Annotated in this window: 11 protein-coding genes; 7 read left to right on the plus strand and 4 right to left on the minus strand. The window is 48.4% G+C overall.

Features of this window, described 5'->3' with window-relative positions:
* The first annotated feature begins 9 nt into the window (after window positions 1–9).
* Together ACFS25_RS18700 and ruvA are read left to right on the plus strand one after the other, a co-directional pair.
* Window positions 10–1617 carry a lytic transglycosylase domain-containing protein gene (locus tag ACFS25_RS18700; RefSeq protein ID WP_381504050.1) on the plus strand — a complete coding sequence of 536 codons (1608 nt, stop codon included), beginning with the start codon at window positions 10–12 and terminating at the stop codon, window positions 1615–1617.
* A gap of 109 nt (window positions 1618–1726) precedes the next feature.
* A complete protein-coding gene (gene ruvA, locus ACFS25_RS18705; RefSeq protein ID WP_381504053.1) occupies window positions 1727–2317 on the plus strand; it encodes a Holliday junction branch migration protein RuvA in 591 nt (196 codons plus the stop codon).
* 53 nt (window positions 2318–2370) lie between these two features.
* On the opposite strand, the gene ACFS25_RS18710 is transcribed toward ruvA, so the two are convergent.
* Complete coding sequence (locus ACFS25_RS18710) at window positions 2371–4623, minus strand: S9 family peptidase (RefSeq protein ID WP_381504054.1); 2253 nt, start codon at window positions 4621–4623, stop codon at window positions 2371–2373.
* A 211-nt stretch (window positions 4624–4834) separates the two neighbouring features.
* Between ACFS25_RS18710 and ACFS25_RS18715 the strand changes: the two genes are divergently transcribed.
* Both ACFS25_RS18715 and ACFS25_RS18720 read left to right on the plus strand, forming a co-directional pair.
* Window positions 4835–7975 (plus strand): SusC/RagA family TonB-linked outer membrane protein, encoded by a 3141-nt coding sequence (locus tag ACFS25_RS18715; protein ID WP_381504584.1) that lies wholly within the window; start codon window positions 4835–4837, stop codon window positions 7973–7975.
* A 2-nt stretch (window positions 7976–7977) separates the two neighbouring features.
* On the plus strand, window positions 7978–9291 hold the full coding sequence (locus tag ACFS25_RS18720; RefSeq protein ID WP_381504056.1) for a RagB/SusD family nutrient uptake outer membrane protein: 1314 nt from the start codon (window positions 7978–7980) through the stop codon (window positions 9289–9291).
* Between the two features lie 60 nt (window positions 9292–9351).
* On the opposite strand, the gene ACFS25_RS18725 is transcribed toward ACFS25_RS18720, so the two are convergent.
* Complete coding sequence (locus tag ACFS25_RS18725; protein WP_381504058.1) at window positions 9352–10428, minus strand: Gfo/Idh/MocA family protein; 1077 nt, start codon at window positions 10426–10428, stop codon at window positions 9352–9354.
* A gap of 65 nt (window positions 10429–10493) precedes the next feature.
* Between ACFS25_RS18725 and ACFS25_RS18730 the strand changes: the two genes are divergently transcribed.
* From ACFS25_RS18730 to ACFS25_RS18740, 3 genes are all read left to right on the plus strand, one after another.
* Window positions 10494–10937 carry a hypothetical protein gene (locus tag ACFS25_RS18730; RefSeq protein ID WP_381504060.1) on the plus strand — a complete coding sequence of 148 codons (444 nt, stop codon included), beginning with the start codon at window positions 10494–10496 and terminating at the stop codon, window positions 10935–10937.
* 1 nt (window position 10938) lies between these two features.
* Window positions 10939–11349 (plus strand): hypothetical protein, encoded by a 411-nt coding sequence (locus ACFS25_RS18735; RefSeq protein WP_381504062.1) that lies wholly within the window; start codon window positions 10939–10941, stop codon window positions 11347–11349.
* A 233-nt stretch (window positions 11350–11582) separates the two neighbouring features.
* Entirely contained in the window at window positions 11583–12965 is a 1383-nt protein-coding gene (locus tag ACFS25_RS18740) for a DUF4932 domain-containing protein (RefSeq protein WP_381504064.1), read from the plus strand.
* Here the strand turns inward: ACFS25_RS18740 and ACFS25_RS18745 are convergent, their stop codons facing one another.
* Entirely contained in the window at window positions 12966–14012 is a 1047-nt protein-coding gene (locus tag ACFS25_RS18745; protein ID WP_381504066.1) for a galactitol-1-phosphate 5-dehydrogenase, read from the minus strand.
* 124 nt (window positions 14013–14136) lie between these two features.
* Entirely contained in the window at window positions 14137–15723 is a 1587-nt protein-coding gene (locus ACFS25_RS18750) for an McrB family protein (protein ID WP_381504068.1), read from the minus strand.
* Between the last annotated feature and the right edge of the window lie 42 nt (window positions 15724–15765).

Here is a 15765-nt window from a genome sequence, read left to right on the forward strand (position 1 = left end):
GAAACCTATATGAACTACCTGAACCGTAGCCTGATAAAAGTAGGGCTGTTGAGTATGGCACTGGGACTAATGACTATAGCCCATGCCGAGACTACGTTTCACTTAGACAGTACAATCGTCAGGAAAGACACTATTGCGATTGTGCCAACGGTGCCTGACAGTTTGTTGCGAGAGCGATTGGCAAAGTTGCAGAAATCCATTCCACTGAATTATCATAAAGCGGTGCAAGCCTATGTGGACTACTTCACCTTCCGCAAGGCCAGCACGACAAAGACTATGTTGGAGCGTATGCCGCTCTTTTTCCCGCTTTACGAGCGAATGCTAGCGGAATATGGCTTACCCGATGAGTTAAAATTTCTCTCCATTGTTGAATCTTCGTTGACTCCAAGAGCCGTCTCCCATGCTGGAGCAGGGGGCCTCTGGCAAATTATGCCGGGCACTGGCCGAGATCTGAAATTATATCAGGACGATTACATTGATGAGCGGATGGACCCGGTTAAAGCGACCGAAGCCGCTTGCAAATATCTCCGCGATCTGTATGCAATCTTTGGTGATTGGGAGCTAACACTGGCCGCTTATAATTGCGGACCGGGTGCCGTTAAACGGGCTATGCGCCGGTCGGGGGGTGATTCATTCTACACAATTTACGATGCTTTACCCAAAGAAACTCGGGGTTACGTGCCTCAGTTTGTAGCGTTCACGTATCTGATGCACTATGCTAACGAGCATGGTATCGTTGCCGAAAATTATGAGTATCCCATTCCGCATGACACCATTCAGATTAGCGGCTATTTAAATCTTGAGACATTTGCCAGGCACAGTACCATGGCATTGGTCGATTTGCAGAAGATGAACCCGGCCATTACAACCACCATTCTGCCTGACTATACAAATCGCTATCCGCTAAGGGTACCTCGGCAGCAATACGCTTATTTCGCAAGTCGTCGGCGGGCTATTCTGGATTCAGCAAGCCAAAGACCGGGTGTTATGGAGCATATCCTGCTGGCTACTGCCGAAAATGTCCGTTACGGTAACGACTCGATGGGAGCCTGGACCGCATTGGGCCGTAATCCGTTGGCTCGTATGAGCCTCGACGACACACCCGTTGGAGAAGTGGTTGCTGCGATGGGTAAAAATGGAGAGAAACCAGCGAAACTAGCGGCTCAACTCGCCGTAGCTGAATCAGCCGATACACCAGAAGAAGATATTGAAACGGTCGTATTGCGCAAGCCCCGGAAACAGACTTATGTAGTTAAAAAGGGTGATAATCTAGGCGACATTGCCGAGCGGTATAATGTTGACCTGTACGACCTGAAACGATGGAATCACCTTCGGTCAACGACTATCCAACGTGGGCAGAAGTTAGTCATTCTCAAAGAAGTTGCTGAAACACGCGCCGAGCGACTGGCTGATCAAGGCACAGCTAAAGGTCGCAAGAAAGCAGAAGTGGTCGCAAAAGCAACCCGTTACAAGCCGCGTTATCACCGCGTACAGGATGGTGATACGCTCTGGAACATCGCTCAACGCTATGACGGTTTAACCATTGACCGACTCAAGAAATTGAACCATATCCGAAGCAATTCGCTGCGGGCCGGTCAGAAACTAATAGTTGGCTAGGTTTATATCTAGTCCATTCAACCCACGACGTTTTACCCAAAAAGTCGTGGGTTTTTCGTATCTTTACATTATCATAACTACCTAAAAAACAAGCCTTTCCAACCAACGAATGATTGCTTATTTAGACGGAATTCTGTCCTATAAAGAACCCGCTTATGTCATTATTGACGTACATGGAGTGGGCTATTCCATTCATATCTCTCTTCATACTTATACGGTGCTGCCCGGCGGGGGCGACCGGATTAAACTGTTTATTCACCACCTTTTCCGTGAAGATTTACAAGCCCTTTATGGGTTTGCCAACGCAGATGAGAAGAGTTTATTTTTAGACTTGATTGGTGTATCAGGTGTTGGCCCGAACACGGCTTTGGGCATGCTGTCGGCGATGCAGCCGGGCGACTTACGGCTGGCGATTCTGGGAGAAAATGTCCGGGCGGTGCAAGCCATTAAAGGTATTGGTGCCAAAACAGCACAGCGTATCATTCTCGAATTGCGGGACAAAATGAAACGGTCGGGCGTTGTACCCGACGGCCCAAGTTACCGCCAGCAACCAGCTGCTAATCCGATTCGGGAGGAATCGATGGCGGCACTGATTGCGCTGGGATTACCAAAACCAACGGCGGAGAAAAGTGTAGATGATGCCCTGAAAGCAGATCCAACGTTAAGCGTTGAAGACGTTATTCGACGGGCACTACGGTAAAAAATGTGCGGTCAGGTTTGAGAACCTGACCGCACATTTTTTAATACCTCTTCTTAGTTTGCTATCGTTCCACCTTTCAGGTACGTTTCCAGGTAGGTCGTGTACTGCTGATATAGCAATAATTGCGTGCCTGAACTATAAGCCACGCCATGCGCACCGGGCGGATAAATACGCAGGTCGGCATCTTTACCCGCATCTTCCAGCGCGTTCATAAGTTGGAACGTGTTACGCACATGTACATTTTCGTCCATTGTCGAGTGAGCGATGAACATCTTGCCAACCAGGTTTTTGGCATAGGGCGAAACGGCGCTGATCTTATACTTTTCTTCGTTTTCGGGCAGTAAACCCATGTATCGTTCGGTGTAAATAGAGTCGTAAAGCCGCCAGTCGGTTACGGGTGCTCCCACAAGAGACACTTTAAACACGCCGGGGTGCGTCAGCATGGTGAAGCTACTGGTATAACCACCATAACTGTGGCCCCGAATAGCCATTCGGGTGCCGTCTACCCACGGTTGTTTCGCCAGATAAGCTGCACTTTCGGCAAAATCCAGACTCTCATACTTACCCAGCTTTTCGTAAACGACTTTCTCAAAATCGCGGCCATATCCCCCGCTACCCCGGTTGTTTACCCCAACCACAATGTAGCCCGTTTGCGCCAGCCACTGATGCCAACCCGTGGTAGCGAACTCATTATAAACCGATTGCGCACCCGGTCCGCCATAAACATCCAGCATAACAGGATATTTTTTCGTAGGATCAAAGTCAATCGGTTTTATAATTGAAATGTCTATTTGCTGACCGTCGGAGGTTGTAAAGTTGACAAGTTCTTTGGGCGAATACGTATGACTGGCCATATAGGTCGCCACGTTCTTATTCGTTTCCAACGCCTTGATAAGCTGACCTTTGGTATCACGCAGCTCTACCTGCGTAGGGGTTGAAACATTCGAATATTTGTCAATAAAATACTGCCCATTGGGCGAGAAATTGACCGCGTGCCGACCCGGTACGGATGTTAACCGGCGTTTGTTTTTCCCATCTACGTCGGCCACGAACAACTGCCGTTCCAATGGCGATGCCTCGGTCGATGTAAAGTAGACCTTCTTCGCCTTCGGATCAATATGATGAACGTACGTTACCTCCCACTTGCCGCTTGTAACCGCACTGAGCAGTTTCCCCGAATAATCGTAGCGATACAGATGCGCAAAACCGTCGCGGTCGGACACCCAATAAAACTCCTGAACACCTGCCGGGAAGTAAATCAGGTGATTAATTCCCGCGAAGAAATCGAAGATATCAACCCAGGTGTTCGATTTCTCTTCCATAATCTGACGGGCATCACCAGTACGCACATTCGCCATAAAGAGACGCAGGTGATTTTGTTTGCGGTTCAGATGCATCAATGCGAGTTGGCCTTCCTGCGATGTCCAGTAGATGCGCGGAATGTAGCCATCACCAAGTTCAACGTTCATCCACTTCGTTGCCTGGGCTGGATTGGCTTTGTTAGCCAATTCAATGACACCAATGCGCACCGTTGGATTCTGGTCGCCCACACGCGGGTAAGGCAGCGAATCAAATTTTTCGTCGAAGCCCTTATAATCCGTCAGTTTGTAGATCGGTACCTGGCGCTCGTCGGACTGCCAGAAGGCAATGAATTTACTATCAGGCGACCATTCCCACGCTTGTGCCAGACCAAATTCTTCTTCATACACCCACCCGAAACGACCGTTCACGAAAGCTACTTTAGCATCATTGGTAAGTTGCGCTTCTTTTTGTGTCGAAAAGTCGAACACGAAGAGATTACCACCCCGCTCATAGCCGACTTTGCTTCCGTCGGGTGCCAGTTCAGCCGTCTGCGCATCTTTGGCTACCAGTTTCAGACTCTTATCGGCCACGGCATAAACGTAATAATCGGACACGCCCGACCGCCGGTACACGGGTCGAAAGTTAGCTTGAAACAGGATATTCTTTGAATCTTTCGACCATTGAAACGAGCCGTAAGCAAAAGGTTTGTCTGTACCGGGAAACTTTAGTTGGCTACCGTCGAAAACGACTTCCTCTTTCTGGTCTTTCGGCGACAACGTCTTGATGATACCCTGACCATCTGTAAATGAAAACTTAGTGCCGCCCTCTGTCCAGTTAACACTGCGTGGCCCCGGCGCACCCGCCAGTTGACCGCCAGAAGACAAGGCTTGCTGGAGGGTAGCATACCGTTGTTTAGCTTGTGAATTGGCCGGTTGTGCAGTTGCCACCTGAGCAAACAGGAGGGCAGTAATAAACAGCCATCCAAATAAGTTGCGATTGATCATGAAGTATATGGGACTTATCGAAGATTCAAATTTACTAAAAAATGGCATTTTGTTTTTTATACCTTAATAAGGTCTACCAGATGGACTAGACACGCTTTTATACTTATATTTCACATTAAATTATCGTTATTTTCTAATCATCTACCCCTTTTACTACTAACCTATGGACAACAGGTACATACTTGTTAGCCGACGTATTCACCTCATCTGGATGCTTTGGCTACCTTTATTACTTTGCACAAACGTGTTTGCGCAGAGTGCTCGCTTCACGATCAAGGGCCACGTTACAGACGCGGATAAATTAGCCCTCCCCGGCACTACAGTGGTTATTGTTGGCACAACGCTTGGCACAACAACTGATGCGAACGGCGACTACACGTTTCCCGTAACGATTAAGCCGGGACCTATAACGCTAGCGTTTACGGCTATCGGTTACGAAACAGTCCGTCAAAATACTACGCTGGGCAATGCCGACCAAATTACGGTAAATGCTGAACTAGTGGCCGCGACGACAAACCTCGACGAAGTCGTTGTAACTGGATCAACATTGTCGGCTCCCAAGCGTGAATTGGGCAATGCCATCAGCACCATTAAATCCTCCGATTTGCAACAAACGGGCTCAGCGAATCTTATCAATTCGTTGCAGGGCAAGGTACCTGGTGCACAAATTACCCAGAACTCCGGCGATCCGGCAGGGGGCATCAGCATTCGGCTACGCGGCATAAAGTCATTGGTTGGCTCTTCAGACCCGCTTTATGTAGTTGATGGCGTGATTGTGAGCAATGCCAGTACCAACGTTTCGCAGATTGCCTTGTCGAATGATGTGGGGAATGCCAACGTCGGCCAGAATCGTCTATCAGATATTAACCCCGACGATATTGCCACACTAAACGTAATAAATGGCGCGGCTGCGGCTGCTCAATACGGTTCGCGGGCGGCCAACGGCGTTGTAATCATCACAACAAAGCGTGGACAGAGTGGTAAAGCGCAGGTGACGTTCTCGACCTCTTTCAATATCAATGAACTGCGAAAAAGCGTGCCCATCAATACCTACGGCAAGCAATTCGGCTTTGCGGCCCTGCGACTTTATCCCATTGGGGGCATTTCGGCGGCTCAGATTGCGGCTAATCCTGGTACAACAACAACGAGTATTTACCGCGATGGCGCGAATACACTGTTAGCCACCAATTTGGTCGATGTTCAGCGGTACAACTACTTCGATCAAATTTTTCGGACGGGCTACGGCACCGATAATAATTTGTCTGTTTCGGGTGGACGCGACAACACGCAGTACTACGTCTCGTTCGGGTATCTGAAAAATGAGGGTATTATTAAAGGAACTGACTTTACGCGGTATAACCTTCGCGCCCGCGTCGATCAGCGGTTAACTAACTGGGCCAAAGTATCGATAGGATTGAGTTACGCCAACAGCTTTTCTAATGAGAAAGCGAACGGTAATGTATTCTACAGCCCCATCAACTCCGTTAACATCACTAACAACATTTACGACATTACGAAGCGCGATGCCGCCGGGAATCTGCAAGCCGTTGAACCAACGCGTGTGAACCCACTGTCTACAATTGAAGACATGAAGTTTTCGCAGTCGGTGAGCCGCACCATCAGCAGCTTCCAATTGAATATAACGCCGTTCAAAGGACTAACGGTTGATTATATAGCGGGAATAGATGCTTATTCGCAGTTCGGCAAAAACTACATTCGACCGTACCCGTACCAAGCCATTGCCGGTCTGCCAGCCGCTCGTTATCCGGGTGGGTTTGCTGCCACCGCCACCAATCAGGTGCTGCAATTCAATAACGATCTGAACGCGCAATACGAGCGGCAGTTCAACGACAAGTTCAAATTGAATGCGGCTGTTGGATACAGCTATCAGTATTTCCAATCCGATTACTCGGTTAATAGTGGACAAAACCTGTCGCCATTTATCGAAACCGTTAGCGGAGCCAGCAATACGACGTATCAGGTACGTTACGATTTGGATCGATACAGTTTGAGCGGCCTATTTGCGCAGGCTACGCTGGGCTACCGGAATCTGGCGTTCATTACCGGGGCCGTCCGGCGCGATCAGTCGTCGAAGTTTTCGCCAAGTCAGACCAACCAGTATTACCCCAAAGTAAGCGGTTCGTTTATCGTGTCGGATCTTGATTTCTGGAAAAACATGTCGTCTGGCAACGTTTTCAACAGCCTGAAACTACGAGCTAGTTACGGCGAAGCGGGTAACCTGTCGGGTATTGGTTCGTACGCGCGTTTCTACCAGTTTAGTCCGGTGGGTTTTCTTGGCAAAAATACCGTGACACCCGGTACGCAATTGGCTAACCCCGACGTGCGCCCTGAACGCATGGCCGAACTCGAAGGTGGTGCCGATCTATCGTTCTTCAATGGCCGGATTGGGTTAGGCATAACCGCTTATCACCAGAAGATCAACAACCTGGTTGTAAACCGGACGTTGGCTCCAACCACGGGCGGCACGAGTATCGTGAATAACGTAGGGTCGATGGAAAACAAAGGATTTGAAGTTGTTCTGGACGTAACGCCGATCAAAACCAAAAACCTGAACTGGGATGTTACGCTCATCTACAACAACAACCGGAACAAAATATTGGACTTGGGCGGCCAGCCAATCATTAACCCCGATGCAGCGTCGGCGTCGGGTGCTCCGGCCAACCTAATTGTTGGTCAGCCAGTTGGAGTTTTCTACGGTAGTGCGTATGCTCGCAATACGGATGGTTCGCTGCTACTTTCACCGTCAGGCTTCCCTCAATCGGAGCGGGCTACAGGACAAGCGAATGGCGCTATTGATTACGTGCCATCCCGTAATTCTGACGGCACGTTAGACGTTAGCAAGCCGACGGCCAACGTTATTATCGGCAATCCAAACCCAAAATGGACCGGTTCATTTAGTACCAATCTGTCGTACAAAAAACTAAATCTACATATCCTGCTAGATGCCGTGCAGGGAGTTGATGTCTTCAACGCTGACAAACGGACGCGCCAAGGCGTAGGTTTAGGTGACTACGCAGAAAAAGAACTGAGAGGTGAACTACCGCGCGGCTACATTTTCGGCATTTACAACACCCAGGAATTCCGCGTTGATAAGGGTTCGTACACCAAGCTGCGTGAAGTATCGATCAGCTATACGCTGCCTACGCTGGTCAAAAGCATCAGCCGTTTAAACGTGGCGATAGTGGGTCGCAATCTGTATTCATGGGATAAGTACACGGGCTTCGATCCCGAAACAAATGCAGGTGGCAACAACGACCTGTTACGGGCTGTCGATTTCGGAAACGTCCCCATTCCACGTACGTATCAACTTAAACTATCGGCGACATTTTAATCATGAAAAAACTTTATATATCTATCCTTCTGGCAGGCATGCTCCTGACGCAGTTGGCTTGCAGCACCAAGGAATATCTGAATCCAAGTACCATCAGTCAGTCGCAGGCGGTTAGTTCGCCCGATGGGTTGATGACGCTCTGCAACGGGCTGCAATACCGCTACACGACTGGTGGTGCATTAAGCGTGCTTTATGCCAGCACGGCGGGCGGGGGCCTGACAACACGCGAAGAGTTTGTATTGAACGTAGGCAATGCAGACGAAGCCAACCTTGCCCTGGGTGCAAGTAACGTTAGCAATATCAACAGCGTTGTGCGCAACCTCTGGACACAGAGCCACTTAGTCCGGTCAAACGCCGAACTGATTTTAGCCAATACGGGCGTAGTGAGCGATGCCGGTACGAAAAGCGGGATTGTCGCTTACGCGTCTATATTCCGGGCATTATCACTGGGTACATTGGGTCTGTTTTTTGAGCAGTCGCCTATTACGACGGGAAATAATGTACCGTTTGTACCACGAGTACAAGTGTTCAAGGAAGCTATTACTACGCTTGAAGCAGCCGCCACACAGGTAGCCACAACGCCCGCATCAGCCGACTTTACGGGTAAGGTTGTAACGGGAATTGATCTTGCGAATACTATTCAGGCCCTGATTGCCCGTTACGCACTGTTTTCGGGTGATTACGATAAGGCGCTTGCCGCTGCTGCCAAAGTCGATCTGACGAAAAAATCGGTCTATAACTTTGACGATAATACGCGTAATCCGCTATTTGAATACACCTTTGGCAACCTGAACGTGTTTCAGCCAACCAATGCAAGCCTCGGCTTGACGGGTACGCTGACTCCCGATGCCACTGACAAACGGATCGCCTTTTTAACGAAAGTTAGTTCTAATACAGCCGTAGCTCCTGTAATTGCAACGGCTTTCTACACGGCCAACAACGCGGCTGTACCAGTTTACCTACCGGGTGAAATCATGCTGATTCAGGCCGAAGCATCTGCTCGCAAAGGAGATCTGGCGGGTGCTGTAACGGCGTTAAATAAGGTGCTGACCAAAACAACCGCTACGGATGCGTTCGGTTTTGGCGCAGGGCTTCCTGCTTATACCGGGCCACAAACAGCCGACGCCATTCTGACAGAGATTTATCGGAATCGTCAAATTGAACTGGCGTATCAGGGTTTCCGGCTTGAAGACAGCCGCCGATTTAATCGGCCCGGTCCGGGAGCAGCCAACGCAGAACGGAACCGGAATTTTTTCCCGTATCCCCTGACCGAACGTAATAACAATACCAGTACGCCAGCCGATCCAACAAACTAATTCCTTGCTGATTAACAACTTAATAGAGAGGGTAAGTACGTACTTACCCTCTTTACTTTTTTACATCTTCACCGGCAAACCAGTGCGGGTCGATTCGTAAATGGCCTGAAACAAAGCCACGACTTTACGACCGTCTTCGCCGGTTACAATAGGTGGGCGGCCTTCCCGAACAGCATCGCGAAATTCGGCGATTTGCAGCCCAAAATAATAGACCGTCGCGTCGATTGTATTAAAGAAAGCAGTGTCTTCAGTAATGAACTGAGCCAGAAGATTTTCTTCACCGGGCACCGTCCAGAGATCATTGACGGGTGGGTCTGTGATCGTTGACATCCCCGCAATGAACAACGCCCCGCCATCGGTCTGAACACCTACCGATGCCCCATTCTGACCGTGAACGTGAACCTTCCCAAAGATTCCCGGCTTCTGCGAATTGCTCACGATGATGTTTCCCAAGCCGCCGTTTTTGAATTTTACGATGGCCAGCGCGGTGTCATCCACTTCAATATACGGGTGGTTCAAATTGCGCCAAACCCCAAATACTTCGTCAATTTCACCCATATACCAGAGCAGTAAATCCAACTGATGGGGTGACTGATTGACTAATACACCCCCGCCTTCGTCGGCCCAGGTTCCACGCCAGGAATCACTTTGGTAGTACGCTTCGTTGCGCCATCCCAGCATCTGAATGGTGCCAAGCACAGGTTTCCCGATCTTCCCCGAATCGATGGCCTGCCGGATACGCTGGCTAGGTTCGTAAAACCGCCGTTGGCTGATTACACCGAGATAGCGGTTATTCTGTTTGGCCGCTTCGATCATGGCATCACAATCGTCGAGGGATGAAGCCAGTGGTTTTTCAACCAACACGTGTGAACCCGCATTGAGGGCCGCTACCGTCGGCTCGCGGTGAGCCGGGTGCGAGGTACAGACAAGGCAGAGATCGACGTTTTCACTACCTACCATTTCGTTCACATCAGTATATGCCCGGATGCCATACTTATTGGCGAAATCTTCAGCTTTCTGACTCGTCCGGCCATAAACGGCAACTAATTTGGTATCTGGCGTTTGTAGAACGGCTTGGGCGTGCAAGTGGGCCACTTTGCCAGGACCAATAATGGCAATACGAAGGGGATTGGGCATAATGTTACATGTATTCCAACGAAATGCGTTAGAACAGGCTCTTCTACTCAAAACCTGACGAAATTATGAAAGGCTTACTATACGGGTTACTAACGCTGAGTGTGGTTGTAGTAGGCTGTCAACGAGACAACGCGACTCCCATTTCCAGCGATCTGTTGTACCGGAAATGGGGTATGACTGAGGTACGCTATAAAAATGGTCAGACGGTGTCGGTTTCGCCGACCAACGAATGGACTATTGTAACGTTTCAATTAAACGGCACAATCTTATACGGCGACGATGGAAAATATGACCCTTGTTGTTCTCCTGCCCGGTTTAAGCGTAAAGGCAATACATTAGATCTTGCGGATGTAGACTCTATTCCTTTTCCAGAACGGACGCCAAATGGCATATGTGCCCAGGTCAGCTGCATTACCCCGGAGAGTGTCTGGCGAATTGACGAGTTAACGACGAACAAATTGGTTATCGATCAAGTCTACGCAATAACCGTCTATCAGCCTTATCCTTAATATGAAAAATCTGCTTATTCTTTCGGGCTTACTTGCTGTCCTATCCAGCGCCTGCAAGAGCGACGATTCTATTGGCCCATCTGACTTGCTCTACAAACGGTGGCAAATATTGCAAAGCCGTAATGTGAATAATCCAGTCTGGTCCATGTATGATACAGATGCTTACTACGATACAGAATATCAACCAGACGGAACTCTCATTTACCGCAGAAATGGCCTCGTTACGTCAACACCCTGCTGCTCTGGCAGCCAATTTGAGCGAAACGGAGTACTAATTCAGTATAGTGAATTTATACCTTGCCCGTTAGTGTTATGTGCTTCTGTTACAAAGACTACGATTACTTTCCTGAAAGACAATTTATTGGAGTTACAAGCTGGAGATCGGATTACTCAATACACCCCAGCTCAGTAGCAATAATTATGGCTTCAACACGACCTTAATTAACCCCTTTTCTTTATCATATATTAGCCCTTCTGCGAGCGGCACCTCGGCGCTTAAAATGGCTTCAACGTTCATGCAGCCCGACGAAATCAGGGCTAGCGCGGCTTCATACTCTGGCGATGCGTGAGGGAATAGACATAAGTTTTTTCGGCAATACGAGCTTTATTTATTAAAATGCAGGGCATTCCAACGTTCTTATTTAAATGAAGATAACTCTCACTCTTCTACTGATTTTCTCGTCAATTAGTAATGCATTAGCGCAGTCTAACCCGATTCCAACTATCCGGACAACGAGTAATCGACTAGTGATGTATATCGGCAACGAACGTGGCAATTTCAATGGTGTGAACAGTTTACCTACTTCTTTTTCTTATAGCTTCGGCCTGGAACAGGAAGTATTACCGTTCACGCTTGTATCAGAAAAAGATTCCATTTCGATGACGCTCCAGTATGGTACTACGACAATATGCCAGATCATTCGCGAAGCCCAAAGTGATACCGTAACCTGTTTTTTTACCAGCCGTAAGCTAGTTAAGGCAGCTATTTTCAACGATGCCTACAAGAAAGCAAACAAAGGTAAAACCAGTATCGAAGTGCCGGAAGTGTATGAATTGGTCAACGTCATTTTTGCGCTGACCAACTACGGAAAAACACCCGCTATTTATAAAGAAACGGATTATTACCCAGCGGTTATGAGTCATTTTCTTCCCTACAAAAAACACCTGGCGGTTCGTACTATTGACTCGCTACTAAGTAAGTCAGAAGACAACTATCCAAATCTGAAAATGGACAGTTATGCTTACACGTTTGAGGGTGATAAAATTGTGAACGGCGGGATTTATGACCGGGTTAGTTGGGGCGAAACGAATCAATTAACGCCCTATATTCCACTGCTGGAACAATTTACCAAACAGTCTAACTTCCGATCTTTCTACAAAAAGAATACACCGTATTATAAAAGTCTGGTTGAGGATTTTCGCCGAAATGTGGACGTAGCAACGATGAAAGCATGGTTGGAGAAACAGTTTCCAACAACTCATTACTCGGCTGTAAAAGTCTTGTTTTCGCCATTGGTCGGCTGGAATCAATCGGCTAATCAATTCGAGGACAATGGCTTCACGGAAGCTCAAATGCATATCAACTTCCCATTCATTAATACGACCTCTAAAAAGCAACCTCTTGACATAACAAAAGGCCAACGTATGACAATCGCGTTCACCGAATTAAATCATAGCTACCTTAATCCTGAAGCAGAAAAACATACTCAAGGAATTGCAATAGCCTTCAAAAACTTGGCGAATTGGACAATTCCCAATAAACCGGCGGCTAATTACAGTAATGATCTTTCCTGTTTTGAAGAATACATGAACTATGCGCTCGTGACACTGCTTTATTATGACCTGTTCGAGAAGAAAATCGCTGAAATACTTAGGGCCAATATTGAAAAGGGGATGGTTGACAATCGAGGGTTTCGCCGATTTAAAGAGTTCGATCAGGAATTGTTACAGTTGTATAAAAATAGAAAACCGGGCCAAACCGTTGCTGATTTGTACCCGGCTATAATAGACTGGTCGGCTAAGCAATAATTATGGTTTCAACACCACCTTAATTAACCCCTTTTCTTTATCATACAACCGCTTAAACCAGTCAGCCCCTTCTGCGAGCGGCACCTCGGCGCTTAGAATAGCTTCGACGTTCATGCGGCCTGACGAAATCAGGGCTAATGCGGCTTCGTATTCTCCGTTGATGGCACAGGAACCCTGTAACCGTAATTGCCGCGTTACAACCGCCTGCAACGGTATCTCAACCGTTTGAGCGAGGTTGCCTACCAACGTCACAGTTGCCCCTTTCCGAACGCAGTCGATAGCCATTTTGACGGTTGGGCCAGCGCCCACTACCTCAAACGAAACATCGGCTCCACGTCCGTGGGTAAGGTCCTGCACTTGCTTTGCCAGGTCGATCTGTTGATTGTCCGGCACTCCGGCATTAATTGTGTGTGTTGCGCCAAGTTTTTTGGCCAGGGCAAGCCGATCGTCGTCCAGATCAATGGCAATGATCGTCCCGCAGCCAGCCAGTTTCAACACCTGAATGACGAAAAGGCCAATCATCCCTGAACCGACGACCACCGCCGAATCATTGACTTGAATAGGCGTCAGACTAACCGCATGAAGAGCCACAGCTACCGGTTCGACCAGAGCCGCCTGCGTAAAACTTACATTGGCGGGAATAGCATAAAGAATATGTTGTGGCACAGCTACGAACTCCGCAAACGCTCCCTGACGCTTGAAATCGGGGGTGGATACACCAACGACTTCCCGACCGTCACTGAGGTTATATTGTCCCCGGCGGCTGTACCAATCGTCTAGTATATAAACCGTTGAGTCGAAGGTAACGCGGTCGCCGGTCGCCCAGCCGCGCACGTCGCTTCCCACTTCGGCGATAATCCCGCTGGCTTCATGGCCCATCACGATGGGCGGAATACGCCGACCGCTACTGCCATCCATACCGTGAACGTCGGAGCCGCAAATGCCTACAGCTTGCACCCGCACTAATACCTCGTTAGGCCGAATCGTCGGCTTGGGCACGTCTTGCAGGTCGAAATGATTGTATTCAGTGAGAACGAGCGCTTTCATTGCTTCTTATAGTGGTGTCGAGTTCTCAAACGCGACACTATTAATGATATGAGTATGCCAGGCTTGAGAACCGGACACCATCAAGAGTTCTTGACGAAAAGCGGATTTCCATCCGCATTACTTACTACTTCTGATAAATCTTCACAAATGCGTCGGCAGGTATCTGCTCATAGTCGCTTTGTTGTAGACTCGGATTAATTTCATAAGTCACGACCTCATCTATCGAGTCAGGCATTTCGCCAAATAATTTACTGGCGGCTGCGGATGTATATTTCTTTTTAATCCGAACTAAGCGCAGATCAGGGTCTTTTCCCCAAGCTGAATTGTCGCCTAAAATTAGCTGGATTTTAGCCCAATCATTAAAAAAATACTCTTGCAATAAGGGTATAATCCGGTCGCGGAAAGCAGCACAAAGCTTAGCGTGAGTATCGACATTGGTCAGATAAGCGTGACCAATCTGGTGGTCGCGGTCGAGCAGATATTCAATGCGTTCGTTCATTGTTCGCAGCAACGACCCCAACTCTACACCGTCAACTACACCTAAGATTGTTGGATCGGGCAACATCTCGCGAAACGAAAACCGGCGTCGCAATGCAATGTCCAACAGCGCAATCGACCGGTCGGTGGTGTTCATCGTAGCGACCACAAACAGATTTAACGGAACCCCAAACCGTTCCTGCGAATAGGGCAACGTCAGCCAGAGTTCATTCTCCGCACCAAGCCGTTTATCGGGTTCAAGCAGTGTAATCAGATCGCCGAATACGCTGGCGACATTGGCCCGGTTAATTTCGTCGATCAGCAGATAACAGGCGGGTGCCTTTTTCAACTTCCGGCTACGGTTTTCGGGTGTGTCGTTCAGGCAATCGGCCAGCGTGCCATAACCCGCTTGCTGAATGGCCGACGAGCAGGCTTTATGGAAAATACCCTTGCGAATTTTGTAACTAATCTGCCCGTTGCTAATTTCTGGCCGAATACCCTCCACAAACTCTTCGTAACTGTACGACGGATGAAACGTAATCAGGCTTGAATTTTTGTTAGCTAAATATGGCTGTAAGGCAAATGTTTTGCCCGTACCCGGTGGGCCGAATAAGACCAAGTTATGCGGTTGATTGGGCTGTTCCGGTTCAACTTCATACTCAGCTTCCGGCTCCTCGACACTATACCCGTTCAAAACACGATCCGCTAGGGTTGGATCGTCGGCGAGCCGAATAATGTCACTCTGAAAGGCTTCATCTTCAGCGGCCCGGTACACATCAGCATTATGCTTGGCAGAGTGTGGACCTCGTTTGTTACTCTCAACAAGCTCAAGTAGGCAATCTTCCCAACAGGTTCGTAAGGTGGGTTGATACATCAAATGAACGTTCGACTGCCCAATGATGACCGCCAGATAATCGGACTTTTCAGTCAATGGCTCAAACGCTAATTCTTCATTAATTTTCAGCCGGTCGTGGCAGGATTTCTTGACAGTCAGGTGATATTCGACTTCGCCCCGACGCGGTTTCTGGATACGAAGAGCCTGAAAGAAATTAATATTTGCGATGATAGTAACTTTCTCCTGTCGTACCGTAAACGCCAGCCGAGCATCCCCATTAGGCAGGTTAACAATGTCGATTAGCTCCTTCAATAACCCAAAGAATCGCCGAACTGCTTCGGGGTGACCGATGTCGCGAATACAGTCAATAAGGGGTTGTTGTTGGGAATCAGGTAGCACAGGAAATGGCAAATTATCGTTTACGAATTTACGATTTTTTGG

This window comes from Spirosoma flavum (genome assembly GCF_042686045.1).
Taxonomy (GTDB): Bacteria; Bacteroidota; Bacteroidia; order Cytophagales; family Spirosomataceae; genus Spirosoma; species Spirosoma flavum.